Source organism: Flagellimonas nanhaiensis, from assembly GCF_003382275.1.
Taxonomy (GTDB): domain Bacteria; phylum Bacteroidota; class Bacteroidia; order Flavobacteriales; family Flavobacteriaceae; genus Flagellimonas; species Flagellimonas nanhaiensis.
The window spans coordinates 439,334-465,458 of sequence record NZ_QTJX01000001.1 but is presented as its reverse complement, the minus strand read 5'-3'; the positions used below and the strand labels follow the sequence as shown (position 1 = coordinate 465,458).

The window sequence follows — 26,125 nt, the reverse complement described above, 5'->3', positions numbered from 1 at the left end:
TCTTTAGAAGATTAACAAAAATCTTCATTCCGAATGCTCAAAAAACTACTTCTCGGAGTACTTTTCCTTAGTACTTCAATCTCTGCTCAAGACTATTTTTTAAAAAAATTTCATCCTTTTGACGCCAATGTTCCCTCTCCCGAGGAATTTTTGGGTTATCCCATTGGAGAAAGGCACACCAGACATGATCTTATAGTGGCGTATTTGACCAAACTGGCTGAAGTTTCGGACCGTGCCAGTATTTACGAATACGGTAGAACCCACGAAGACCGAAAGTTGGTCATCCTTACCATTTCATCGCCCACCAACATGTCCAATTTGGAGGGTTTAAAACAACAGCATTTAAAATTTACAGACCCTTCGCAAACCCCAACCAATTATGACGAAGTACCCATATTTATAAACCTGGCATACAATGTTCATGGAAATGAGCCTTCAAGCTCTGAAGCGGCCATGCTTGCAGCCTATACTATGACAGCATCCAATAATCCGGAGGTGCTGAATTATATCAACAATGCGGTGATCTTTATAGACCCTACCATTAATCCAGATGGCAGGGACAGACATACCCAATGGGCGAATATGTACCAGGGCAGCCCTTTGGTTGCGGATCCGCAGGATGCTGAGCACAATGAATATTGGCCTAGGGGAAGGACCAACCATTATTGGTTTGACCTAAACAGGGATTGGCTTCTGGGAATTAACCCAGAAAGCAGGGGCAAGTTGACCTGGTACCATGAGTGGTACCCCAATGTAGTGACGGACTTTCATGAAATGGGTACTCAAAGCTCCTACTTCTTTGAGCCTATGAAAGACAATGCCTCCCTAAATCCCATTATGCCCAAGGAAAATTACATTGACCTCAACAATCTATTTGGGGAGTATTTTTCAAAAGCATTGGATAGCATAGGATCTTTTTATTTTACCAAGGAAGTGTTTGATGGTACCTACCCAGGTTATGGTTCCTCCTACCCCGATCTTCAAGGTGCGTTGGCACTGTTGTTTGAGCAAGCTAGCTCCAGAGGGCATAAGCAGACTACCGCTTTTGGTGAAATAACCTTTCCATTTACCATTCGAAACCAGTATGTTTCCAGCATTGCAACCGTAAAGGCCGCTGTGGAAAACAAGGCCATGATGCGAAAGTATCAGCAGGATTTCTTCAAAAGTGCTTTGACAAATGCATCAAAAAGTAGAGTACAAGGGTATTCTTTTGGTGATCAATATGATCAAAATCGCGTGAAGGCTTTTGTAGATAAATTATTGCTACATAAGATTGATGTGTACAAATCGGGCAACAATTTTGTAGTTCCCACAAGGCAGCCACAATACAGAATGGTACAAACCATGTTTGAAACCTATGAGAAATACCGTGACAGCGTCTATTATGATGCTTCAGCATGGTCCGTGGCCAATTTTTATAACATGAAATACCGTCCGGTAACATCACTGAACCTAGGAGAAAAGGTTTCGTCCTTGGAAAAGCTGGTAACACCGGTTTCACTTCAAAAATCCGATTACGCTTATATTATTGACTATGACGATTACAATGCTGTCGCTGCTTTAAATCACCTTCAATCCAAAGGATTGGTCATATCATCATCATTTAAACCGTTTACTATCAAAACAAAATCGGGTGACAAGCAATTCAACTATGGAGCACTTGTAATACCGGTAAGTCTTCAGAAAAAAGACTCCAATACTGTATTCAAACTACTGGAAAATGCCCAAAAGCAATTTAAAATCCCAGTTTACGCGGTCAACTCCGGATATAGCTCCCATGGTATAGATTTAGGGAGCAGGTATGTTTCTCCTTTGACCAAACCCAAAGCGGCAATGATTATTGGAGACGGAGTGCGCTCCTACGAAGCAGGAGAAGTTTGGCATTTGTTGGATACCCGGGTCCATATGCCCATTACCAAAATTCCCATGAGAAATCTGGGAAGGGCCAATCTTGACGAGTACAACACCCTAGTGATGGTATCCGGTAATTATGACCTTCCCAAAGAACAATTCGAAAAAATTAAGAATTGGGTCAGCAAAGGCAATACTTTGATTACTATTGGTACAGCTTCAAAATGGGCCATTGACAAAAAGATGGTCAAGGAAAAGTTAACAGAAAAAGAAGAGGATAGCACTAAAACGGCACAGCGAAAGCCCTACGTGGATGCTCCCGAAAATTTGGGCAAAAAAAATGTGGGAGGAGCCATCTTCAAAGTGGACCTGGATATTACCCACCCTCTTGCATTTGGTTATCATGACGATGCCATTCCGGTATACAAGAACAATTCCGTTTGGTTGGCCCCAAGTAAAAATGAATACGCCACCGTGGCCAAATACTCCAAAGACCCCCATATTGATGGGTTCATCACTGCAAAAAATACGGAAGAAAAGTTGAAACCATCGGCTTCCCTTATTGTCAGTAAACTTGGAGGCGGTCGAGTTGTCCTATTCGCGGATAACCCTAACTTCCGGGGCTCTTGGTATGGAACCAATAGATTGTTCTTGAACGCCTTGTTTTTAGGAGATAAAATTCAAATACCTGAATAAATCATTATGAAAAAAGTACTTTCAATCCTATTGTTTTTTGGTGTATTGTTGATTCATGGCCAGGAAAACTTCAGCGAAGGCCCTTTCCCTCAACTTATTATCAGAGGAGTAACCTTGATCAATGGAAATGGGGCTCCACCACGCGGACCTGTGGATATTGTTGTGGAAAAGAACAAGATAGTTGATATAAAGGTTGTAGGATACCCGGGAGTCGCTATAGACGAATCAAAACGGCCCCAGCTAAAGCCCGGAGGCAAAGAATTGGATTGTTCAGGTATGTATCTGTTGCCAGGGTTTGTTGATATGCATACCCACATAGGCGGCAAATCACAAGGTGCTGATTACGATTATGTATTCAAATTATGGATGGCCCATGGTGTCACCACCATAAGGGAAGTTGGAGGTCCTGGGGTGGATTGGTCCATTGACCTAAAGGAAAAAAGCAACAACAACAGTATTATTGCTCCAAGGATTTTCACCCATACTGTTTTTGGACAAGGAAGCAAAAATACGATCAGTACCCCTGAAATGGCCAGAGAATGGGTACGGGAGAATGCCAAAAACGGTGCTGATGGCATCAAATTCTTCGGTGCTCCTCCAGAGATTATGGCTGCTGCATTGGACGAAAACAAAAAATTAGGGCTTAGATCAGCATGTCACCATGCTCAATTGGACGTTGCACGCTGGAATGTATTGCACTCTGCCAGGGCTGGTTTAACTAGTATGGAACACTGGTACGGGCTTCCAGAGGCACTTTTTGAGGACCGCACTGTGCAGGACTACCCTTTGGATTACAACTACCAAAACGAACAACATCGTTTTGAGGAAGCCGGAAAACTTTGGACGCAAGCTGCCAAGCCATACTCGGACCACTGGAATAAGGTCATGGATGAATTAATCAGTCTGGATTTCACCCTAGACCCCACCTTTAATATATATGAAGCCAGTAGAGACCTTCATAGAGCAAGACGGGCAGAATGGCATGAAGACTATACTTTACCTTCTTTATGGGATTTTTATCAACCCAGTAAAATTTCGCATGGCTCCTATTGGCATGATTGGGGCACGGAACAGGAAGTAGCTTGGCGTGAAAACTACAAACTATGGATGACCTTTATAAACGAATACAAAAACAGGGGCGGTAGGGTCACCACGGGCTCAGACTCCGGTTTCATCTTCCAACTATACGGATTTGCCTATATACGTGAAATGGAGCTGTTAAGGGAAGCCGGTTTCCATCCTTTGGAAATTATTCGCTCTTCTACATTAAATGGCGCAGAAGCCCTGGGAGTTGAGGACAAAATAGGTACAGTTGCCGTTGGCAAACTTGCCGATTTTGTTGTGGTATCCGAAAATCCTTTGAAAAACCTAAAGGTTTTGTACGGTACTGGAGCCATAAAGCTCACAGAGGATAACGAAGTGGTGCGCGTTGGTGGAGTAACCTATACCATTAAAGATGGTATTATTTACGACGCGAAAGGACTTTTACAGGACGTAAAGCGGATTGTACAACAAGAAAAACAAAAGCTAAACTACAAAATAAAGCAACCAGGGATAAAATAACGTACATGATATACTAGGTTTTTAGGTTAGGGAATCAATCTCAAGGGTCTTTTCGTTTTCGAAGTGAAAAGGCAATTGCAGAAATTACAAAGGCCAAACTGAAAAAAAGTGCTATTGGAATTAATATTCCCCAAAACATGATTAAGCCAATTTAGATCTGTTCTTCTTGGTCTTGAAGGAAAGAGCCTTCTTTACCCTAGCGTTCTTGAACTTGTACAATCTGGCAACCTCGGTCTCCTTTTCAACCTCGTCCTGAATGTCAATGTTCAACTCAACACCGGCAGTGATAACATCAACCTTTACCTCTTTGGTATCCTGAGCCATGGCTACTGTTCCGAAGAAGATTATTGCGATGATGGTTAATACTGCTTTCATGATTTGGGTTTTTATTACAATGTAAATTTACCCCCGGGCCTCCCCTGGACCGGATTTATGTCGTTTATCCCCCCTTTTTTTCGGTGTAAAAACTTTTCTTGGGTGAAGTGCATTTTATCCTCGACGAACGTTTTCGGGCCCCGGAACGGCTTGACGAGCCAAGGTGCATTTCATCGATGCCGACCGAAGGGCATGCCCCCGGAACCCCCGGATACAGTAGTCTTATTTGTAAGAAAAATAATACGAACAGGAAGGATTCGGGTTGAATCTCACAATAATATTATACTTTAATCTGAATGGAAATGGACTGAAGTCTTAATCTTGGAAGTTGGAATTAAGCCAATTTAGATCTGTTCTTCTTGGTCTTGAAGGAAAGAGCCTTCTTTACCCTGGCATTCTTGAACTTGTACAATCTGGCAACCTCGGTCTCCTTTTCAACCTCGTCCTGAATGTCAATGTTCAACTCAACACCGGCAGTGATAACATCAACCTTTACCTCTTTGGTATCCTGAGCCATGGCTACTGTTCCGAAGAAGATTATTGCGATGATGGTTAATACTGCTTTCATGATTTGGGTTTTTATTACAATGTAAATTTACCCCCGGGCCTCCCCTGGACCGGATTTATGTCGTTTATCCCCCCTTTTTTTCGGTGTAAAAACTTTTCTTGGGTGAAGTGCATTTTATCCTCGACGAACGTTTTCGGGCCCCGGAACGGCTTGACGAGCCAAGGTGCATTTCATCGATGCCGACCGAAGGGCATGCCCCCGGAACCCCCGGATACAGTAGTCTTATTTGTAAGAAAAATAATACGAATTCAAGGTGTCGGTCTTAATTATTGATAGCAAACAGCGCTTCATCCACTAGTGGTTAAGCATCAAAACCGACAACCTAATCATCAGATTAGGATATTTTAACACCTTAAAAAGTAATAGTTACTATCTTACTACTACTAAGCAAGAAAAAATGAATATTGTGAGAATTCCTTTTTCAATTCTTTTGTTATTGTTGACTACCAGTTGTCAACCCAAAAACAAATCGGACAAACCAGAGACTCCTCAAATTGTCAAAGAAACTGTTGCCCCCAAGGTGGAAATTTCTCTTGAAGAACTACAAAACTATGAGACAGCCTACTTTGCCAGTGGCTGTTTTTGGTGTGTAGAGGCCATATTTGAAAGTGTAAAAGGAGTTAAAGAGGTATTTTCTGGGTATTCTGGTGGAACAGAGAAGGACCCTACCTACGAGCAAGTAGCCTACGGTCGTACCCATCATGCTGAAGCTGTTGAAGTATATTATGACCCTGGCGTAATCTCATTTACAGAACTGGTACAGGTATTCTTTGGCTCGCATGACCCAACTACCTTAAATAGACAAGGGCCGGACAGAGGAGCCCAATACCGCTCCATTGCCTTCTATAAAAACGAAAAGCAAAAGAAAATCATCATAAGTTATATTGCGCAACTGGAATCGAAAAACATCTATGGGAGACCTATAGTTACTGAAGTATCTGAATTTGAAATCTTTTATAAGGCTGAAGAATACCATCAGGACTATGAAAAAAGAAATCCCAACAATTCTTACATTAGAAATGTATCAATTCCCAGATTGAATAGATTCAAAAAGAACTTTAAATCCTATTTAAAGGAAGATTCGCATTAGGAAGTTCAAAAAATCTTTGTAAAAACCTTAGGCGGAATACGCGGAGGGAGTGCTGGAAGAAATTGGATGCCTAAGTGTTGTGTAGCTAGTTAGGTTGGTTTGGGACTTTGATCATTCTCCTAAAACTCATTCCTTCAACACCACCTCGCTATATTTAGAGTTGATATTAATCGATTTCTCTCCTTTATTATTTATATAATAACCATCATGGATATTGGTGTTGTGGTTTTTAGATGTGCCCAAAGACAATTTGGATGGGTATTTTAAATCTGAAAGAGTCTCCACAACATGAATATTGAAGGGTACCTTAGGAAGTGTAAAGTCCAATTCCCCATTCTTTACTGAAACATCAACCACGGTGAAACCATCGGATATTGAGTTGATTTTAAGAGCCCCCAGACTGTTGGTCACGTAAGCTGAGTCCTCCAATTGGTCAATGACCACATTGGAAGAAACGGAACTTAATTTCAAATCTTTTACCTCTTTTAGGCTTACCTTTTCGGAATAATCCGTTTTAAGTTGACCATAATTCCATCTTTGTACCACTACCGGTGAGTATGAGGCCCTAATATTGGTGCGGTTACCATCAATAGTAGAGGCAAGCAAGCTTGAGTAGGACAAGCTTGCGTTGATATTCTTGATATTGGCCGCCAATTTCACCTCACCATGGCGGACATTCATTTTTAATCGAACTGATTTTGGCATTTTTATCTTGATGCGCTTCTTTACGTTGTATTTTTTTTCCTCTCCATCGGTAGAAAAATAAAAATTGTAGTCGTCGCCTGAATGGATTCTAACGCTTCTCGTTGTCCTGCTCTCACGTCTTTCCTCCTGCATTTGTTTTCTTTCCTCCTGTATTTGTTGTCTTACCTCCTCGCGTTGAGCCCTTAACTCTTCTCTTTCTTTCCGGACTTCTTCTCGCAATTTCTCTTGCTCCTCCCTAAGTTCTTCCTGTTCTACCCTCAACTTTCGCTGCTCCACTATCCTATCGGACTTTTCCTTGGCCATCTCCTTCATGTGCAGACTCCATTCTTTGAGTTCTTCCCGGTATTCCTCGTCAAAGTTTTCATCAAAATCCTTTTTCCATTTTTTTAGATAACGATTGCCATCTTTCTTGTAAGCATCATAATCAAACTCTGTAAAGGGCATTGGGGGCATTGGGGGAAGTTCTGGAATTACAAATACCTCAGGTATTTCCGGCAACTCCGGAATTTCTGGAATCTCAATATCAAAATCCATGGAAGGAATATCGGGGATAACAATATTTAAGTCGTTGAAGTCATAGACATGGGGGGCAAAAGCTCCAAAACCACTGGATGTCTTTACCTCAATCTCTTTGCTATTTCCAAAAATTTTGACCACATCTCTTTCAAAATAAGATTCTGCTTCCTCATCGGTAGCTCCTACGAGTTCCACCACAGCGGTAATCTCCACTTGGTCCCTGTCCCATGTTTCAAATTCAATATCCGCATGACTGGTGTTGACCGCCAGGACTGCCTCGTCCCCTACATTGAAGGTCTCCTTGTAGGTTTTGGTCTTGGTTTTCTCTTGTCCATAGCAGACCAGGCCTGCAAGAACAAAAAAGAACGTGTTAAACAATATGTGATGTTTTCTGCTCATTTTTTGATGATTTTAATTGATTCAACTTTGATTTTAATTTTTGTAGCAACTGTAATCTAAGTTGTAAGTTGTTGATCAGGGCATTGATTGTCTGGTCATTTGGACCCATTTCGTTTAGCTCGGCGTTCAGTCTTCGGTACTCCGCGTCCAATTCGGCCAATTGTTCCATATAACTGTCAATGACTTCCTTATTATCGTCGTTAAACTCTAAACCGGAAAGCTCCAGATTGATATTGGTCAAATAATAATTCTCAATTTTTTTAAGATCCGGAGACAGATCTCCTAAAGAAATACTTTGATTTTGTGTGTTGTTCTCCTGGGTATCAACCACATTGTTATTTGGGTCTGTCACAACTTCTTTAGAACCAAAAAGAAAGTAGTAGCCCAGCCCGATAACAACCACCACCGAGGCGGCGATTTGCAACCAAAAGGTTCTATTCGCACGCCTATAGTGCTTGGTACGCGGTATATTCTCATCCAGTTTGGACAAAAAACGATCTTCATGTCCCTCTTTCATAGTGTGGGTCTGTTGCTCTCTTTCCCTGGCAAACAATTCCCTAAGATCCTGTGCCATAAACTATGTTCTTTAATTTTTCTTTTAAATATGTTTTTCCTCTCAACAATCTGGTCCTGGATGCCGAATTGGTAATTCCAAGTATCCCAGCAATCTCCTCATGATCAAATCCTTCTACAAGAAACAGCTGTACTACATATCTGTATTTCTCTGGAAGTTGCTCAATAACGTCTTTGACCTGTTCCAACGAAATCGTATCCTCAACCATCCAACCCTGCTCGTCCGATGTTTCTAAATATTTTTCATCCAATTCCACGGTATGTTGGTGTTTCGATTTTAAAAAATCTATACTTCCGTTGATCACTATTCTTTTTAACCATGCTCCAAATGTTACATCTCCCTTAAACTGGTGTATCCGCTGAAAGGCTTTTATAAAAGCTTCCTGTACCACATCTTCTGCGTCATCCGGATTCTTAAGAAAACGCATTGCAACACCATACATGCCATTGCAGTATTGGCGATAAAGCCGCTGCTGGGCCTTTCTATCGTTTGCTTTGCATTTTTCTACCAGTTCAATTTGAAACACGGTCGGTTTTGTGTTTGGTCTTTTAGTGTTCTCCTAAAGGACGATGAAAAAAAAGTGACGTTGCAAAATAGTACTGTTTTAGATGATTTTTAACAAAAAATCCCGTTGACTGCTCAACGGGATTCTATTATTCTTTGAAAAAAGATGCAATCAATCATCCAACAATAAATTAAGATGTACGGTGATGTTATCTCGTGTGGCCTTACTGTATGGACATATTTCATGCGCCGCATTGACCAGTTTTTCACCAGTTTCTGCATCAACCGTTGGTAAATAGGCATCCAAAGTAGCCTCTAAAAAAGCGCCTTCTTCCTCAGTCTTAAAGGATATAGTGGCCGTAACACTGAAATCTCCCAGGTCGGTCACATCCATTTCCTTTGCCACATACTCTACCGCACCTGCAAAGCAGGTGGCATACGCCGCTGCAAACAACTCTTCTGGATTTGTGGATTTTGGGTCAGGTTTTCCTTTGGAATTGGGCATGCTGATGTTAAAATCCAGCACTCCATCCTCACTTTGCACATGCCCAGACCTACCTCCTGTATTAACAGCCTTACTTTCAAAAATAGTTTTCATCCGTAAATCTTTTATTATTTATAGCAAAAGTTACTATAAGTGAATTGAAGCAACCTTGTTATGGCTATTAAATTTTTGTGAAATGACCAATAGTGCCTTATTCTTTCGTTTAGAGCTTCGTGTGTACTACCTTTGAGGTATACAAGAAATAACACCTGATATGGTTCCTAAGAAAAATCAGTTCCGCAATCGTGATATTCCCGCGGAAGTTTTGGTAGAAGGTATTTTTAAAGGTGATAAAGCTCTTTTGGCCAAAGCCATAACCCTGTTGGAAAGTACGCGTCCGGACCACTTTGAAAAAGCCAACTCAGTAATCGAAAAATGTCTCTCCAAACCCAATTCAAGCATTAGATTGGGCATTACCGGAGTTCCCGGAGTTGGGAAAAGTTCTTTTATTGAAGTCTTGGGTTCCTTATTGACCAGTTTAGGAAAAAAAGTTGCTGTTTTAGCGGTAGACCCTACCAGTTCTTTAAGTAAAGGAAGTATTCTTGGGGACAAAACAAGAATGCAGTCCCTATCAAAGGATCTTAATGCATTTATAAGGCCCTCCCCTTCGGGGTCGTCGTTGGGTGGTGTTGCCAGAAAGACCCGAGAGAGCATCATCCTATGTGAAGCTGCAGGCTATGATGTAATCTTAGTAGAAACTGTTGGAGTAGGCCAAAGTGAAACTGCAGTTCATAGCATGGTGGACTTCTTCCTTTTGCTTAAGCTATCAGGTGCAGGTGATGAGTTGCAGGGCATTAAACGGGGAATCATGGAAATGGCAGATGCCATTGCCATCAACAAAGCCGACGGCAGCAACCTGGAAAGGGCCAAACTGGCGGTCGTGGAGTTCACTAGAGCCCTACATCTTTATCCGCCTAAAGAAAATGGATGGACTCCTAAGGTTATGCAGTGTTCAGCCAGCGAAAACACAGGAATCAGGGAAATATGGGAAATGGTCGAAGACTTTGTGGCCCATAACAAAGAAAGTGGCCATTTTGATCAAAAACGAAAGACCCAGAACAAAAACTGGTTCCTACAGACCGTTGATGAGCACCTTAAGCTGTTTTTCCATCAAAAAAAGACTTTTGTAGAAGCCCAAGACAAAATGCTAAGAGCTATTGATGAAAACAAGATCTCTCCATTTTATGCAGCAAAAATGCTGTTGGATGATGTTACCAAAGAACTTTAAATAAAAGAGGTAAATTTGCAGCGATCATAATCATGATACATGAGCAAAGTCACTGATTCCCTCCTTTCCATTGTAGTTCCATTGTACAACGAAGAGGACAATGTGGTCCTGTTGACCCAGAAAATCCACGAAAGCCTAGATGGCTACAACTATCAAATTGTTTATGTTGATGACTTTTCAACGGACAAGACCCGGAAAGTAGTCAAGGGTATGGACGACAAAAAAGTCCATCTCATTGAATTGAAAAAAAACTATGGACAAAGCCTAGCTTTGGCCGCAGGTATCGATTACGCGGAAGGTGAATACATCATCACTATGGATGGTGACCTGCAGAACGACCCTTCCGATATTCCCCAGATGCTTGAATACGCTATTAAGGAAGAATATGATGTAGTCACCGGAATACGTCAGAAACGAAAGGATTCCCTAGTTAAAAAAATTCCATCAAAGATTGCCAACTTTTTGGTGAGACGAGTCACTAAACTAGACATTAAGGACAATGGTTGTGCTTTAAAAGTGTTTACCAAGGACATTGCCAAAGGACTCAACCTATATGGTGAAATGCACAGGTTCATCAACCTTTTGGCTTATTTAGAAGGCGCCCAAATAAAACAAGTCCCCGTGAAACACCATGCCAGACATGCCGGAGTTTCCAAATATGGGTTGGAAAGGGTTTTTAAGGTGGTGGCAGATATGATGTTGTTGTTGTTTATCCGAAAATATTTTCAGCGGCCCATTCATCTTTTCGGAATCTTTGGGGTATTGTTGATCATTCTGGGAATCTTCATCAATATTTACTTGCTAATCGTAAAACTCGGCCTTGGGGAGGATATTGGCAGTAGGCCCTTGCTGATTTTTGGCATGATGTTCATTTTAGGGGGCATCCAATTGTTCACCATTGGTATTGTAATGGAACTGTTAATCAGAACCTACTACGAATCGCAACAAAAAAGGCCATATCGCATTAAAAACATCTCGATAGGTGACGGAAAAGCTTCGTAAAAGGCTAATTACTGCGCTGAAAATTATTGTCAGTGCCACCTTGATCTATTTTATTTTCACCAAAATAGATTTTAAGGATGTGGTATTGACTTTGAAGAAGAGCAATCCCTTTTATCTAGCTGTAGCCATCATTTTCTTTGTTGTTTCAAAAGCTCTGGCAGCCTTTAGGCTCAACCTCTATTTTCACGAAATTGGAGCTAAACTATCCCAGGCAAGTAACTTAAAACTTTATCTCTTGGGGATGTTCTACAACTTGTTCCTGCCGGGAGGTATTGGCGGTGATGCCTACAAAGGTTATGTAATACAAAAACAGTATAAAACCGGAACAAAAAGAGTTGTTTCAGTACTGCTTCTAGATCGTCTAAGTGGCATGTTGTTGATTTTTATTTATGCCTGTATACTGGTTGCACTTTCCAATCATTCTTTTTTTGCCGGGATTGTATGGTTAGCAATTTTAGCAATCCCCCTGAGTGCGGTTGTCTTTTGGTGGGTAGTTAAAAAGTTATTTTCATACACGCTGCCAGTTTTTTGGCAATCTATTGGATATTCAGCACTAGTACAATTAGCTCAACTCGTCAGTATACTGTGTATCCTGAAATCACTTTCCATTTCATGGAACATTTTTGAATATCTGTTGGTGTTTTTGGTCTCTTCCATAGTATCTGTGATTCCTTTGACCATAGGAGGAATCGGCAGTAGAGAAGTAACATTTTTATACGGAGCAAAATGGCTTGGGTTGAATGCCAGCACTTCAGTGGGTATCAGCTTCACTTTTTTCCTGATAACCGCCCTGATATCACTTATGGGGATTGTATACCATTTTAAAAAACCTAACCTGGAGGGAACTTCCTAGTCCAAGTGGACCAAATGCATCCTTTCCAGCTTTTTGACCCTGGTATGAGGGTTTAAAAACTTTAATTGTAGTCGTGTAATCCTAAATTGGTCTACCGTAATCTGTTCGTGCCAATGAAAGCCTTCGTTGAGCAGTTTATCCAATTCCTTATCCGTTGCATAGATCCAGATATCGGCCTTGTCCATTATTTCAGAAGTTGAAATGATATCGACCGGATTTTGGTTATAAAAGTCCAATGCCCATGTATGTCTTTCGGAAATCTTATAAATCTTATCTTTTGGAATGTTATGCTCATTTACCTTTTGAGACATGGTTGAACCAGCCTGATACTTCAACAATTTTGGATAAAAATGCGTGTTCAGCACCCCATTTAGAAGCAAAGAACTGCACACAGACAACGTAATGATCCGCAAATAATAAGCTTCACGCTTTAGACAGAAGTAGGTGATGCCGGCCAGAATCGCCAATAACACAAAGTAGCCATGTAAATGTTGAAACTTGAAGACATAAAAGCACACCAGAAGTACAAAAATGAACACCAGGCTCAATATAAAATATTGAATGCCCAGTAAAATTTTTACAACCTTATGTTTTTCGTATTTATATAAACTATAGAGGTAAGAAGCGGACAATATGGAATACAACGGTACCAAAATGTTCATGTAATGGGGCAATTTGAACTGTGCAAAACTGATGAGAAAGAACAAAATTGTTATTCCACCCAAGGTTAAAAATTCAAATTGGGGACGATAGGCAAATCGCATCTTCCAAAATGCCTTAACCCTGCACCAATAGGCAATCAATGCCAAAACTGTCCACGGTAGGAAAATCCATAAAAAGGTATGGAAGAAGAAAAAGAAATCGCTGCTATTCTTCCCTACTCCTTCTCCGCTCATTCGCTCAAAGCTTTGTTCCCAGAAAATAAAAAAGATGCCACTTCTGTTGCCCCTACCGCGGATTATTTTCTCAGGATGCATATCAAATTGGTGGTAATACGCATAGAGCATTGGAGTTATGGTCACCCCTAAGACCACCAAAGCCACCAAAACCTTCCAGCTCAATAATTGTTTCCACTTTCGAGTATAGGCCAAATGACACAGCAAGCAAATACCGATTACCACAAGGGCTATCTGTCCTTTTGTAGAAAAGGCCAATCCAGCTCCAAGAGCGCCAAGTGCAATGTTTTTCAATGTATTTTTTTCGACGTAGGCCACCAGCTGCCAAATGGAAAAAATGGTAAACCCGGTCAAAACAGCATCTGTCCTAACATCTATAGTGGAAAGAACAATGGTTTGGGCAGTCATAAAAATTAGCGCGGAAAACCTCCCGATATCCTTATTGTACAGCAATTTTCCCAAACCAAAACAGCTATAAGCTCCCAACAACGTCATTAAAATAGCGGGAATGCGATAGGCCCAATCATGGATGCCAAAAATCTTAAAGGAAATTGCGGCCAACCAATAGTGCATATGTGGCTTGTCCAGATATTCCTCTGTTCCTTTTATCAAGGTAAGGAAATCATTTTCCTGGACCATTCTCATGGCCATTACCGCAAACTGTGCAGAATCATTTTCGAAAAGGGTAACGAACATCCCGGCGATATACACCAGAACTACAAGGACAAGCAAAAACCAGTACCTGGCAGATGATATCATGCGGCCCACTTTTGGAATGCAAATATAGCCAACTTGGAAAACAACCAACCAAATACTGCACCTACGATTGCACCGGTAATTACATCCAAAGGAAAATGGACCCCAATGTATATTCTACTGTAACCCACAATACAGGCCCACAGAATCAGTAGCATGCCCATATATTTGACCTTGCGATGGAATAAAATTGTAAAAAACACTGCAGGCCCGAAGGAATTAGCTGCATGGGCAGAAAAATAGCTGAATTTCCCTCCACAATAGCTTTTTACCAACCGCATCAATGTACTTATCTCTGGATCGTGGCAGGGTCTTAATCGACCTACACCATACTTAAAAAAATTGGACAGTTGATCCGTGCAAGTAATCAACAAAGCCACGGCAAGCAATACTATTCCTGTTTTTTTAAGACCAAAGTTCTTGTAGGTAAAATAAAGTAACAATAGGTAAAGGGGGGCAGAATTCCTTGTTGTGGTCATGAACATCCAAAAACCATCCCATCTTTCAGTTCCCAGGGCATTTAGGAACAGGAAAAGGTCTTTATCTAGTTGTACGAGTTGCTCCAACATATTTATTGATCGTATCTTGACACTTCTCGATCATAGAAAGCTGTGGCCGCTTTAATCAAGCTTTCAGCCTCGGATGCCAATTCAGCTTCGTCTTCTTTGGAAAACTCTTCCATCCACTCCACTTCGTCATTTTCCAAGTTTATTACAAACCTGGGATACTCGGTATGGACAATAAAAATGGCATTGGGATGATCAGTATTATCGGCCAAAAGAAATTTAGGTAGTTCCATTGTTTATTATGTTGTCTTCCAGACAGCTGGAATTGAATCAGTTATTTATCAGTTTTCTACTTAAATAGTTGAATCGAATATACAACATTACCGCAGATGCTGTAAGTCCCAAAAGGAGTCCAATCCATATTCCTGTGCTTTTCAAATCTGTAAACAGTCCAAAGTAGTAGGAAACGGGGAAACCGATCAACCAATAGGCAATAAAGGTTATAAGTGTAGGAATCTTTACATCCTGAAGACCTCGCAACGCTCCCAAGACCACTACTTGCACTCCATCGGAAATCTGAAAGAATGCAGCCACCATCAACAGTTTTGCAGCAATAAATATCACTTCGGTATTATCCATTTGGTTTGTGATGTCATCCACATCCAGATAAATGGTGGGAAGCCAATGTCTTCCTATGAAGAAAAGTGCAGCAAAAACCACCTCCAGCAAAAAGGTCAGAAGAAAGATTGATTTGGCAATTCTTCTTAATTCACTAAAATTCTGAAGTCCCTTTTGATTGCCTACGCGCACCATAGCCGCAACACTCAATCCCATACCTACCATAAACGTCATACTGCTGAGATTTAAAGCAATCTGATTGGCAGCCTGGGCATTTTTTCCCAATACCCCGCTGAGCCAAATGGCTGCAGTGAAAATGGCAACTTCAAAAAACATTTGCATAGCGGAAGGAAAACCCAATCCAATGATTTTGCGGATAACCTTCTTCTCAATTTTTCTAAAGTTGAAACGGGTCACATAGATTTCAAACTTCTGTCTTCTTTTTAGTAAAAACCAAATGAAGAGTACCATGATTATCCTTGCTACAAGAGTGCCCAAAGCAGCTCCCACTATTCCCAGCTTTGGAAATCCAAAAGATCCAAAAATGAGCAAATAATTCAGGGTAATGTTCACCACATTGGCCAGAATAGTTGCAAACATGGGGTATTTGGTCTGTGAAAGCCCTTCCGAGAATTGTTTGAAGGCCTGGAACATGATCAAGGGAATCAAGGAAAAGGCCACCAATTCCAGATAGGGAATGGCCAACTCCACCACTTCAGGCGGTTGATCCATATGATGCATAATGGGCTTGCACAATAGAATAATGCCGAACAACGATATGCCCAGCAATGTGCAAAGTACCAACCCATGCTTAAGGGCACTTTTACCTGCCATTTGGTCTCCAGCCCCATCTGCCTCTGCAACTAAAGGGGTAATGGCAGTGGAAAAACCTATTCCCAGAGACATGGCAATGAAAACGAAACTATTGCCCAGTGAAACAGCGGCCAATTCTGCTGTTCCCAGTTGGCCCACCATAATATTATCTGCAAAAGCTACAAAAGTGTGCCCCAGCATACCTAAAATTACGGGATAGGCAAGCCTTAGGTTATATGCAAACTCTTTGGTGTACTGTTGAAACAAAATGGATTATTAAAAAGGGAGCGTAAAGATAGATGGATTGCAAATAATTCCTGTTCTCAAGAGAGCTGTTTTTTCAAGAAAAAATAAACAATTGAATAGATTATATGCTTTTGGCCTCCTCCCAAAAAACATCCATCTCCGCAAGGCTCATTTCCTTCAAGGTCTTTCCTGCTTTTTTGGCATTCTCTTCCAAGTATTGAAATCGTTTTATAAACTTCTTATTGGTACGTTCCAGGGCGTTTTCAGGATTTACACCTAGAAATCGAGCATAGTTGACCATTGAAAATAGTACATCGCCAAATTCTGATTCTGTACCATCGATATTATTCTTATGCACTTCCTCCTGAAGTTCTCCCAACTCCTCTTTCAACTTCTCAAAAACTTGTTCTGGTTTTTCCCAATCAAATCCAACTCCAGCCACTTTCTCTTGAATTCTGTTGGCTTTTACCAGGGCCGGCAAACTATTTGGAACTCCTTGAAGCACACTCTTTTTACCCTCTTTCAATTTGATGTTTTCCCAGTTTTGCTTTACCTCCTCTTCATCCTTCACTTCAACATCACCATAGATATGGGGGTGACGATTGATAAGCTTTTCGCAAATGTCATTGGATACATCTGCTATATCAAAATCATTGGTCTCAGATCCAATTTTAGCATAAAAGACAATATGCAAGAGTAAATCTCCCAGCTCCTTTTTAATTTCGTCCATATCATTGTCCAAAATGGCATCTCCCAGCTCATAGGTCTCCTCAATGGTCAAATGTCTTAAGGATTGCATTGTCTGCTTTTTGTCCCAGGGGCATTGCTCCCGAAGTTCATCCATTATGTTCAGCAATCGTGCAAATGCGTCCAGCTGTTCTGATCTTGCGTTCATCTATAAAATTTTATCTAAAAGTACAAAGACATTACTTTAGGGCATGATGGATTTTTGGCTTAATTTAGTGGGTTATCAATTAGTTCCTAACACTCCTTACACTATGACACCTAAACACTTATTTCGCTGGCTGAGTTTAACCTCTATTTTATTCATGAACTTTACTATTATGGCCCAAGAAAAAACTATCGATCAGAAAGTTGATTCATTACTCAAATTAATGACCCTTGAAGAGAAAGTTGGACAAATGAACCAATACAATGGGTTCTGGGATATTACCGGTCCTGCACCCAAAGAAGGGAATGCTGCTGAAAAATATGAGCATCTTAAAAAAGGATGGGTAGGCTCCATGCTCAATGTAACAGGTACCGAAGAGGTACGAAAATTACAGAAAATGGTCGTTGAGGAATCCAGATTGGGTATTCCTCTGATATTTGGGTTTGATGTAATCCACGGATACAAAACTTTAGCTCCCATTCCTTTGGCCGAAGCTGCTAGTTGGGACATGGAAGCCATAGAAAAATCGGCAAGGATTGCCGCTGATGAAGCTTCTGCTGTTGGACTTAACTGGACCTTTGCCCCTATGGTAGATATTTCCCATGATGCCCGTTGGGGACGGGTCATGGAAGGTGGTGGCGAAGACCCTTACTTAGGAGCACAGATTGCCAAGGCCAGGGTAAATGGCTTTCAAGGAACAGATTTATCCCAAAACAACACGATTGCTGCCTGTGCCAAACATTTTGCTGCTTACGGTTTTGCTGAAGCAGGTAAGGAATACAATACAGTCGATATAGGAACCTCCACCCTTTACAATATGGTGTTTCCACCATTTAAGGCCGCAGTCGAAGCCGATGTAAAAACTGTCATGAATGGGTTCAATCTACTTAACGGAGTACCCGTTACAGGGGATAAGAATCTTCAAAGAAACATCTTAAAAGGTACCTGGGGATTTGATGGCTTTATTATTTCGGATTGGTCTTCCATTGGTGAAATGGTACCGCATGGTTATGCCGCTGATTTAAAGCATGCTGCTGAACTTGGTGCTCTGGCCGGTTCTGATATGGACATGGAATCTTATGCCTATGTAACCCATCTTGCCGATAATGTAAGAGAGGGGAAAGTTGATGAAAGCATATTAGATGAAGCTGTAGGACGTATTCTTAGGGTTAAATTTGAACTGGGCCTTTTTGATGACCCCTATCGCTACTGTAACCCAGAGAGGGAAAAATCAAGACTCTATCACGAGGACCATCAGTCTGGAGTACTGGAAATGGCCCAAAAATCCATGGTGCTTCTAAAAAACGAAGGAGGATTGCTTCCGTTAAAAAAGAACCAGCCTAAAATCGCTGTTATCGGGGAGCTCGCAAACGATAACAATAGTCCTCTTGGAAGCTGGCGTTTAGGTTCGGATGACAATACTGCTGTAACTGTACTTGATGGATTGAAAAAGTATACCCAGAATCTTACCTATGCCAAAGGACCAAAAGTGTTCAATGAGGATGCCAACTTCTTGAACGAGGTACAGGTGAATGAGACAGACCGGTCCGGAATCAGTGAAGCTGTAGAACTGGCCCAATCTTCGGATGTTGTAATCATGGTTCTTGGAGAACACGGTTTCCAAAGTGGAGAAGCCCGTAGTAGAACAAAATTAGGGTTACCTGGACTACAGTTAGATTTGTTGAAAGCTGTTCATAAAGTGAACAAGAATATTGTTTTGGTCTTAATGAACGGGCGTCCCCTGACCATTAATTGGGAGGCTGAAAATGTTCCTGCTATTCTTGAAGCTTGGCAACTAGGTTCCCAAACAGGAAATGCAATAGCCAAGGTATTGTTCGGGGATTATAACCCCAGTGGAAAACTTCCGATGACCTTTCCTAGAAGTGTTGGTCAAGTACCAATCTACTACAACCACTATAGTACAGGGCGGGCCAATGAAGTACCCATTGTATTTTGGACACATTACAGTGACGAAAAAAATGAACCGTTATTTCCCTTTGGATATGGATTGAGTTATACAACCTTTGGATATTCGGACCTAGCTATTGATTCTTCAAATCAAAGTAAGATAAAAGTATCTGCTACGATCACAAATACAGGAAAAGTAGCCGGAGAAGAAGTGGTACAATTATATATCCACGACAAAGTCGCCAGTGTAACAAGACCTGTAAAAGAACTAAAAGGTTTCCAAAAGATAGGTTTAGCACCAAATGAATCCAAACGAGTTGAATTTGTTCTAACCAATAAAGAATTGGGCTTCTACAACCATCAGTATGAATTTGTTGTGGAACCAGGTGAATTTGGAGTAATGGTTGGAACCAGTTCAGGAGAAGGGCTTATTGATTCATTTGTAAAAAAATAAGGGATGAGGTTCGTTATACTTTTTCTATTTGTCTTTTCAGCTGTCAATGCCCAAGAAAGCCTTCCCTTCTTTGAAGAGGTGAAGGAAGTACAACAGCGGGTTTCCCAGAACTGGAACAATGCCGAGGAGACCATTGTTTTCACTGGCAGTTCCAGTATTCGCCTTTGGGAAGATCTTCAAGATCGATTCCCAGACAAACAAATTTTGAACACAGGTTTTGGAGGTTCCCAATCATCGGACCTAGAACTTTATATGGATGAATTGATATTGGACTACAGTCCAAATAAAGTATTCATTTATGAAGGAGATAATGATATCAGCAGCAAAAGAAGGCCAAAAGCTATTATTGGAACTTTTGTCAACATCCTGGAGTACCTTCAAGAAAAAAGACCAGGAATGGAAATTGTACTGATTTCTGCCAAACCCAGTATTTCCAGATGGCATTTAAAACGCAAATATCTCCGCCTGAACAAGAAACTGAAAAAGCTTGCTGCTACCCTGCCCCATGTCCATTTTGTGGATGTTTGGACAATCATGCTCAATAAAAGAAAACTTAAACGAAATCTTTTTATTGAAGATGGATTGCATATGAATACCAAAGGATATGATTTGTGGTACGCCGTGCTCAAAGAATATGTCAACAACAGTAATAATCAATTATGATAGGAAGGTCCTTACTACTTTTTTCCGCAATGGTCTTTGCCCTTGCGTGTCAATCTCCAAAGCCACAAATTAAATATCCTAAAACTGACCTTAGCGCAGAACCTCTTATACCGAAACCGTTTAAAACGGTTCCTACGAACAGTGCTTTTGGATTGGACCAAAATACTTTTATATATACCTCCTTATCTGACCCTAAATTTGAAGAAGTAGGACAGTTCCTAGCAAGAAAAATCCATTCAAAAACTGGATTGGACATTAGTGTTAATAATACCGATTCTGAAAAGAGAATAGACCGATACATCTATATCAACCAATCAGATAGTAGTGCTCTTAAAGGACCAGAATCTTATCTTTTGTACATCAAAAACGATTCTATTTTATTGGATGCAAAAACGGCTGCGGGAGCATTTAGGGGCGTACAGACCATAAGGCAACTCATTCCTGAGAAAAGCAACGATACCCTTACAGACCATCCCTTATGGCCAATACCAAGCGGTAAGGTAATGGATAGTCCAAAATTTGAATATCGCGGAGCTATGTTGGATGTAGCACGACACTTTTTTACAGTGGATGAAGTGAAGAAATATATAGATCTATTGGCCTATTACAAATACAATGCACTGCACCTTCATCTTTCCGATGATCAAGGGTGGCGTATTGAAATAAAGTCATGGCCTAAATTGACCGAAGTTGGCGGTGCATCGGAAGTTGGTGGCGGTGAAGGAGGATTCTACACTCAGGATGAGTATAAAGAATTGATTGACTATGCTTCCGAAAGATTTATCACCATTATTCCCGAGATAGACATGCCAGGGCATACCAACGCTGCCTCCTTGAGTTACCCATTTTTAAACGGAAACGGAAAAACTGTACAGCGCTATACAGGCACACAGGTCGGGTTCAGTACTTTTGATGCCCAAAAAGACACCGTGTACAGCTTTCTGAACGATGTGATAGGTGAAATTGCCGCTATTAGCCCTGGACCATATTTTCATATTGGAGGTGATGAAAGCCATGTGACCAAGAAGAAAGACTATATCCTTTTTGTTGAAAAAGTGGAGAAAATTGTCCAAAAACATGGAAAACAGGCCATAGGTTGGAATGAAATTTCCCAAGCTGACATAGGTTCCAGCACAATAGTTCAACTGTGGAATGAGCCCAAGGATGCGCTTAAAGCAATGGACAGAGGTTCAAAAATTATCCTTTCCCCTGCCGAAAAAACCTATTTGGACATGCAGTACGATACCAAGTCCGAATTCGGTCTACATTGGGCGGGATACATTCCGGTAGATGTAGCGTATAATTGGAATCCCCAAACTTTTGTTGAAAATCTGCACCAAGAAAGCATATTGGGTCTTGAAGCTCCCTTGTGGTCAGAAACCATAAGCAACAGTGCGGAACTGGAATATTTGGCCTTTCCACGTGCTATAGGGTATGCCGAATTGGGCTGGTCAGCCAGCGAACATTGTGACTGGAAAGACTACAGAAAACGACTGGGCAAACAGACGGCTTACCTAAACCGAATGAACGTTAATTTCTACCCATCAAAGTTGGTGGATTGGGAAGATTGAGGTTTACTCCTCTTCAGAGGTTTCTACAACAGCTTTATCGTTGTCTGCCTCTGCAAAATCAGTAATCTTATTATCAACAAGAATGTTGTACCACTGTACAATCTTTTTGATGTCGCTGGCATAGACCCTATCCTCATCGTAGTTTGGTAAGATTTCGAAGAAATACTCTTCCAATTCTATCTTTTCAGCCTTGTGGCTTATACCGGTTTTATTTCCATTTTCCTTTTCCTTGATTTTTTGGAAAACTTCCCGCAAGGGCACTTCCTCTTCCAAGGTATATATGGCAATTTCCGACAGAACGCTGACATTGCTGCGCATTCCCACAGTGATACGCTTGCCATCTAAAAGAGATTCTCCCACAAAACCGCTTCGGGTCTGTGTCAACAACTTGAATAATCCAGGTTTGCCACCTATAGATAAAATTTTGTCAAGGGCCATTTACTATATTTTACGGGCGCAAAATTATGCTTTTATCCCAAACCCGAACTTTTTTAACGTCCTTTTTTGATATTGGGAAATCTCATTTTATAATCTACGTTGATTTTTCCTTTTGAAATCTTCTCCAACCTACTTTTTAAAAGGCGTTTTTTAAGTGATGAAAGTTTGTCCGTGAACAGCACACCCTGGATATGGTCGTATTCATGTTGGATGACCCTGGCCAATAATCCGTCGTAAGTTTCGGTATGTTCTTTAAAGTCCTCATCCAAGTAGCTAATGGTGATTTCAGGTTTACGTTTTACATCTTCCCTAATGTCCGGAATGCTCAAACACCCTTCGTTGAAGTTCCACCCTTCTCCATTCTCTTCTTCTATTTTGGCATTGATAAAAACCTTTTTGAAACCATTTAATGCTTCTTGTTCCTTCTCCTCCAGTTCTTCATCATCAGCAAAAGGCGTAGTATCCACTAGAAAAAGTCTGATAGGAAGGCCGATTTGTGGTGCGGCCAGCCCTACCCCATGAGCATTGTACATGGTATCCCACATGTTTGAAATCAACTCATCCAACTTTGGGTATTCTTGGGTAATGTCCTTTCCAACTTTTCGTAAAACCGAATCTCCGTATGCTATAATTGGTAAAATCATAAATTAAATCCTGTTAAGGTATGCTTGTAAAATCAGTGTAGCACTTATTTGATCCACTGTGGCCTTATTTTGGCGCTTCTTTTTCTTCATTCCACTCTCCAACATAGATTGAAAGGCCATTTTGGAGGTAAACCGCTCATCTTGCCGTTCTACTGGAATCTCTGGAAATTTTTTCGACAATTCTTTCAAAAAAACCTGAATAAGACTCTCCGATTCCGATGGGGTATTGTCCATTTGCTTAGGAAGACCGATAACAAACCTTTCTACATTTTCCTTTTCAACATAACCTTCAAGAAATGGTAGTAATTCTTTGGTTTCAACGGTGGTGAGCCCTGAGGCAATCAACTGAAGTTCATCCGTTACGGCAATTCCTGTTCTCACCTTCCCATAATCCAATGCCAAAATTCTCGCCAATTCAAATTTTTTGGCAAAAATAGGTCAAAAATGTTATGTCAGTAAAATATGCACCGATATTAATAAGAAGCCAATTATCTTTGCCAAAATCTAAAACATGAATGCACTGCGCGCACTTATTGAAGAAGCCTGGGACAATAGAGAATTGTTGAAAGAGGAAAAAACCCAAATTGCCATTAGGGAAGTAATAACCTTGATAGATAATGGGGAATTGAGATGTGCGGAACCCACAGAAGATGGCTGGCAAATCAATGAGTGGGTCAAAAAAGCGGTAGTGCTTTATTTTCCTATCCAGAAAATGGAAGTGCTGGAGGCTGGAATCTTTGAATATCATGATAAAATTCCCCTAAAAAAGGGATACCAGGAAAAAGGTATACGCGTAGTTCCACATGCGGTTGCACGTCATGGCGCTTATATCTCCAAAGGAACCATTCTAATGCCAAGCTATGTAAATATTGGGGCTTACGTAGATGAAGGCACCATGGTAGACACCTGGGCCACAGTGGGAAGCTGTGCACAAATAGGAAAAAATGTCCATTTAAGTGGTGGTGTGGGAATAGGAGGCGTATTAGAACCTCTTCAAGCAGCACCTGTTATTATTGAGGACAATGCGTTCATAGGCTCCCGCTGTATTGTGGTTGAAGGGGTACGGGTTGAAAAAGAAGCTGTTTTGGGCGCAAATGTGGTTTTAACCGCCTCCACCAAAATAATAGACGTAACGGGGAATGAACCTGTTGAGCTCAAAGGAAGAGTTCCGGCAAGATCTGTGGTAATCCCTGGTAGTTATACGAAAAAGTTTGCCGCAGGCGAGTATCAAGTGCCTTGTGCATTAATCATTGGAAAAAGAAAGGAAAGTACAGATAAGAAAACATCATTGAACGATGCTCTTAGAGAGCATGATGTTGCTGTATAAACACTGTTTATACCAATTGATTTAACCATATTGACTGCATTTTATTGGTAATCTTCGATTAAGCCGTCTAGTATTCCCAAACTAGGTACGGAATAATCTTTAAAACGGAAAGCAACCTTTTGCTTTTTCGTTATCTCTTATATGTCAAAACAACCTAAATAGTATTTTTTAAATAGAAAAAGTAGGGAATTTGTAATTCCAATTGTTGTAAGAAAAATAAACATTGGAACAATTTTATCCTTAATTTTTTGTTATAGTTTTGTAAACACCAAACTTGTACACCAATAAATATGGCTGAATTGAGCACCCCAAAGCAAAAATTGTCAGCACTGATCATAACCTATAATGAGATGGGTTATATTGAAAAATGCCTTGATTCCATCTCATTTGCTGATGAAATCATTGTTGTAGATTCTTATAGTACTGATGGTACTTATGAATACCTGCAAAATCACCCCAAGGTTACGGTGATTCAAAATCCGTTTGAAAATTTTACAGCTCAAAAATCCTTTACTCTAAAGCAAGCGAGCAACGATTGGATACTCTTTTTGGATGCTGATGAAGTGGTAAGCGAAAAGCTTCAAAAAGAGATTGTAGATACTATCAACAATCCTAATGCATGCGAAGCCTATTGGTTCTACAGAAACTTCATGTTCCAGAACAAGCCATTGAACTTTAGTGGTTGGCAAACAGATAAAAATCATAGGTTGTTCAGAAAAAGTAAAGCCAAATTTACTGACAAAAAGATTGTACATGAGACTTTGGAAGTGGATGGCGGTTCTTGCATCCTAAAAGAAAAGCTTACCCACTACTGTTACAAAAATTATGAAGACTATAAAGGAAAAATGCTTCGTTATGGTCAATTAAAGGCAAAAGAAGCCTTTTATAAAGAAAAGCAGTTCAACTATTTCCTAATGGTGGTAAAACCTTTTTGGAAATTCTTTTACCATTATGTGCTCAGACTTGGTTTCCTCGATGGAAAAAAGGGAGTTATTGTTTGTTATCTCAATGCCCTAGGAGTTTTGGAGAGATTCAGAGAGCTTAAACGACTGGAAAAAAAGAACGAACTGGCCTATTACTTGGTAATGCCATAGTGGGTCCAAACCTCTTTTTGGGTCCTTGTCTCCTTTCTAATTGATTTATTTTTTGCAATAGACTCTGGGGTCTTATAACCTCTTTTATGGTCTAAATGGACGCAAACAGCACTGTAACGCAATTGTTTGGACTTTATTCCAAAGTTGAACAGACGTTCTCCCAACTCTCGGTCCTGTCCACCGTATTGCATCCTTTCGTCAAACCCATTAACATTTAGGATATCTTTTTTCCAACCAGAAGAATTATGCCCGTTCCAACTTGCATTGGTAGGGGTTACAGTATTCAAAAATTTCGATAGTAACCCTCTCGCAGTCAACTTATTGTTCTTAAAAGTCTTTGGTATCCCTTTTTCCTTTAACCAATGAATATCAAAACATTTTTGTTGTTCTATATCCTCCAGTGATATCAATTTGGAAATGTTCATAGGGAGCATATAATATCCACCAGAGATAAAATAACCTGGTTCTTTATTGATATAGTGTACCTCTACAAAATCCTCCCGGGGAATGCAATCCCCATCCGTCATGATGATATATGGCGCGCTGCACGCTTCTACCGCCTTATTAAGGATTCTGGACTTTTGAAAGCCGTCGTCCTCTTGCCATACATGAACGATATCATAAAACACCTTTTCAGAAAGTTCGTCCAACAACTCTTTGGTCTTTGGTCCAGACCCATCATCTGCAACAACAACTTCGAAATTCTTGAAAATCTGACAATTAAACCCCCATAATACTTTTTTTAGCCATTCTTCCGCATTATAAGTGCTTACTATGACAGATATTTTCGGGATTTCCTTTTCCTTCTGATTCATCTTGGCAAAAATAGAA

The 26,125-nt window shown here is 40.6% G+C and carries 26 protein-coding genes; 11 read left to right on the top strand and 15 right to left on the bottom strand.

Going from position 1 to position 26,125, the window contains the following annotated elements; translation table 11 throughout:
* The first annotated feature begins 33 nt into the window (after window positions 1-33).
* Window positions 34-2,547, top strand: a complete 2,514-nt coding sequence (locus DX873_RS02175; RefSeq protein ID WP_116182889.1) for a M14 family zinc carboxypeptidase — start codon at window positions 34-36, stop codon at window positions 2,545-2,547.
* A gap of 6 nt (window positions 2,548-2,553) precedes the next feature.
* A complete protein-coding gene (locus DX873_RS02170; RefSeq protein ID WP_116182888.1) occupies window positions 2,554-4,110 on the top strand; it encodes an amidohydrolase family protein in 1,557 nt (518 codons plus the stop codon).
* Between the two features lie 141 nt (window positions 4,111-4,251).
* Here the strand turns inward: DX873_RS02170 and DX873_RS02165 are convergent, their stop codons facing one another.
* Together DX873_RS02165 and DX873_RS02160 are read right to left on the bottom strand one after the other, a co-directional pair.
* Window positions 4,252-4,485 carry a hypothetical protein gene (locus DX873_RS02165; RefSeq protein ID WP_116182887.1) on the bottom strand — a complete coding sequence of 78 codons (234 nt, stop codon included), beginning with the start codon at window positions 4,483-4,485 and terminating at the stop codon, window positions 4,252-4,254.
* A gap of 334 nt (window positions 4,486-4,819) precedes the next feature.
* Window positions 4,820-5,053 (bottom strand): hypothetical protein, encoded by a 234-nt coding sequence (locus DX873_RS02160; protein WP_116182887.1) that lies wholly within the window; start codon window positions 5,051-5,053, stop codon window positions 4,820-4,822.
* A 397-nt stretch (window positions 5,054-5,450) separates the two neighbouring features.
* Between DX873_RS02160 and msrA the strand changes: the two genes are divergently transcribed.
* Window positions 5,451-6,143 carry a peptide-methionine (S)-S-oxide reductase MsrA gene (gene msrA / locus DX873_RS02155; protein ID WP_116182886.1) on the top strand — a complete coding sequence of 231 codons (693 nt, stop codon included), beginning with the start codon at window positions 5,451-5,453 and terminating at the stop codon, window positions 6,141-6,143.
* Window positions 6,144-6,269: 126 nt separating this feature from the next.
* On the opposite strand, the gene DX873_RS02150 is transcribed toward msrA, so the two are convergent.
* The 4 genes from DX873_RS02150 to DX873_RS02135 all read right to left on the bottom strand — a co-directional run bounded on the left by DX873_RS02150 (window position 6,270) and on the right by DX873_RS02135 (window position 9,439).
* On the bottom strand, window positions 6,270-7,763 hold the full coding sequence (locus DX873_RS02150; RefSeq protein WP_116182885.1) for a hypothetical protein: 1,494 nt from the start codon (window positions 7,761-7,763) through the stop codon (window positions 6,270-6,272).
* On the bottom strand, window positions 7,735-8,337 hold the full coding sequence (locus DX873_RS02145; protein ID WP_116182884.1) for a hypothetical protein: 603 nt from the start codon (window positions 8,335-8,337) through the stop codon (window positions 7,735-7,737). Before DX873_RS02145 ends, DX873_RS02150 begins: the two co-directional genes overlap by 29 nt.
* Entirely contained in the window at window positions 8,321-8,863 is a 543-nt protein-coding gene (locus tag DX873_RS02140; RefSeq protein WP_116182883.1) for an RNA polymerase sigma factor, read from the bottom strand. The genes DX873_RS02145 and DX873_RS02140 overlap by 17 nt, the downstream gene beginning before the upstream one ends.
* Window positions 8,864-9,013: 150 nt before the next feature.
* A complete protein-coding gene (locus DX873_RS02135) occupies window positions 9,014-9,439 on the bottom strand; it encodes an Ohr family peroxiredoxin (RefSeq protein ID WP_116182882.1) in 426 nt (141 codons plus the stop codon).
* A 160-nt stretch (window positions 9,440-9,599) separates the two neighbouring features.
* On the opposite strand from DX873_RS02135, the gene meaB reads away from it, so the two are divergent.
* Genes meaB through DX873_RS02120 form a run of 3 tightly spaced genes read left to right on the top strand, consistent with a single transcriptional unit; the run spans window position 9,600 to window position 12,468 of the window.
* Entirely contained in the window at window positions 9,600-10,613 is a 1,014-nt protein-coding gene (meaB, locus tag DX873_RS02130; protein ID WP_116182881.1) for a methylmalonyl Co-A mutase-associated GTPase MeaB, read from the top strand.
* A 39-nt stretch (window positions 10,614-10,652) separates the two neighbouring features.
* Entirely contained in the window at window positions 10,653-11,615 is a 963-nt protein-coding gene (locus DX873_RS02125; protein WP_116182880.1) for a glycosyltransferase family 2 protein, read from the top strand.
* Window positions 11,596-12,468, top strand: coding sequence for a lysylphosphatidylglycerol synthase transmembrane domain-containing protein (locus DX873_RS02120; protein ID WP_116182879.1), 873 nt, complete (start codon window positions 11,596-11,598; stop codon window positions 12,466-12,468). The genes DX873_RS02125 and DX873_RS02120 overlap by 20 nt, the downstream gene beginning before the upstream one ends.
* Here DX873_RS02120 and DX873_RS02115 read toward each other — a convergent pair.
* The 5 genes from DX873_RS02115 to mazG all read right to left on the bottom strand — a co-directional run bounded on the left by DX873_RS02115 (window position 12,465) and on the right by mazG (window position 17,198).
* Window positions 12,465-14,123 (bottom strand): ArnT family glycosyltransferase, encoded by a 1,659-nt coding sequence (locus DX873_RS02115; RefSeq protein WP_116182878.1) that lies wholly within the window; start codon window positions 14,121-14,123, stop codon window positions 12,465-12,467. The genes DX873_RS02120 and DX873_RS02115 overlap by 4 nt on opposite strands.
* A complete protein-coding gene (locus DX873_RS02110; protein WP_116182877.1) occupies window positions 14,120-14,689 on the bottom strand; it encodes a phosphatase PAP2 family protein in 570 nt (189 codons plus the stop codon). The genes DX873_RS02115 and DX873_RS02110 overlap by 4 nt, the downstream gene beginning before the upstream one ends.
* A gap of 2 nt (window positions 14,690-14,691) precedes the next feature.
* On the bottom strand, window positions 14,692-14,919 hold the full coding sequence (locus DX873_RS02105; RefSeq protein ID WP_116182876.1) for a hypothetical protein: 228 nt from the start codon (window positions 14,917-14,919) through the stop codon (window positions 14,692-14,694).
* A gap of 37 nt (window positions 14,920-14,956) precedes the next feature.
* Entirely contained in the window at window positions 14,957-16,324 is a 1,368-nt protein-coding gene (locus DX873_RS02100; RefSeq protein WP_116182875.1) for an MATE family efflux transporter, read from the bottom strand.
* A gap of 100 nt (window positions 16,325-16,424) precedes the next feature.
* Window positions 16,425-17,198, bottom strand: a complete 774-nt coding sequence (gene mazG, locus DX873_RS02095) for a nucleoside triphosphate pyrophosphohydrolase (protein WP_116182874.1) — start codon at window positions 17,196-17,198, stop codon at window positions 16,425-16,427.
* Between the two features lie 154 nt (window positions 17,199-17,352).
* Between mazG and bglX the strand changes: the two genes are divergently transcribed.
* The 3 genes from bglX to DX873_RS02080 are packed head-to-tail and all read left to right on the top strand — an operon-like array spanning window position 17,353 to window position 21,791.
* Entirely contained in the window at window positions 17,353-19,557 is a 2,205-nt protein-coding gene (gene bglX, locus DX873_RS02090) for a beta-glucosidase BglX (protein WP_232520832.1), read from the top strand.
* A 3-nt stretch (window positions 19,558-19,560) separates the two neighbouring features.
* Entirely contained in the window at window positions 19,561-20,220 is a 660-nt protein-coding gene (locus DX873_RS02085) for a GDSL-type esterase/lipase family protein (protein WP_116182873.1), read from the top strand.
* Window positions 20,217-21,791: a family 20 glycosylhydrolase gene (locus DX873_RS02080; RefSeq protein WP_116182872.1), complete on the top strand. Its 1,575-nt coding sequence runs from the start codon at window positions 20,217-20,219 to the stop codon at window positions 21,789-21,791. Before DX873_RS02085 ends, DX873_RS02080 begins: the two co-directional genes overlap by 4 nt.
* A 3-nt stretch (window positions 21,792-21,794) precedes the next feature.
* Here DX873_RS02080 and DX873_RS02075 read toward each other — a convergent pair whose 3' ends face one another.
* From DX873_RS02075 to ruvX, 3 genes are read right to left on the bottom strand one after another with little or no spacing between them, the layout of a single operon-like run.
* On the bottom strand, window positions 21,795-22,229 hold the full coding sequence (locus tag DX873_RS02075; RefSeq protein ID WP_116182871.1) for a DUF5606 family protein: 435 nt from the start codon (window positions 22,227-22,229) through the stop codon (window positions 21,795-21,797).
* A 53-nt stretch (window positions 22,230-22,282) separates the two neighbouring features.
* A complete protein-coding gene (gene def / locus DX873_RS02070) occupies window positions 22,283-22,873 on the bottom strand; it encodes a peptide deformylase (protein ID WP_116182870.1) in 591 nt (196 codons plus the stop codon).
* A 3-nt stretch (window positions 22,874-22,876) separates the two neighbouring features.
* The gene (ruvX, locus tag DX873_RS02065; RefSeq protein ID WP_116182869.1) at window positions 22,877-23,287 is read right to left on the bottom strand and encodes a Holliday junction resolvase RuvX; all 411 of its coding nucleotides are present in this window, start codon (window positions 23,285-23,287) and stop codon (window positions 22,877-22,879) included.
* Between the two features lie 97 nt (window positions 23,288-23,384).
* Between ruvX and DX873_RS02060 the strand changes: the two genes are divergently transcribed.
* Window positions 23,385-24,200 (top strand): 2,3,4,5-tetrahydropyridine-2,6-dicarboxylate N-succinyltransferase, encoded by an 816-nt coding sequence (locus DX873_RS02060; RefSeq protein ID WP_116182868.1) that lies wholly within the window; start codon window positions 23,385-23,387, stop codon window positions 24,198-24,200.
* A gap of 290 nt (window positions 24,201-24,490) precedes the next feature.
* Entirely contained in the window at window positions 24,491-25,294 is an 804-nt protein-coding gene (locus DX873_RS02055) for a glycosyltransferase family 2 protein (protein WP_116182867.1), read from the top strand.
* Here DX873_RS02055 and DX873_RS02050 read toward each other — a convergent pair.
* Window positions 25,276-26,109 carry a glycosyltransferase family 2 protein gene (locus DX873_RS02050; protein WP_116182866.1) on the bottom strand — a complete coding sequence of 278 codons (834 nt, stop codon included), beginning with the start codon at window positions 26,107-26,109 and terminating at the stop codon, window positions 25,276-25,278. The two genes, DX873_RS02055 and DX873_RS02050, sit on opposite strands and share 19 nt — an antisense overlap.
* Between the last annotated feature and the right edge of the window lie 16 nt (window positions 26,110-26,125).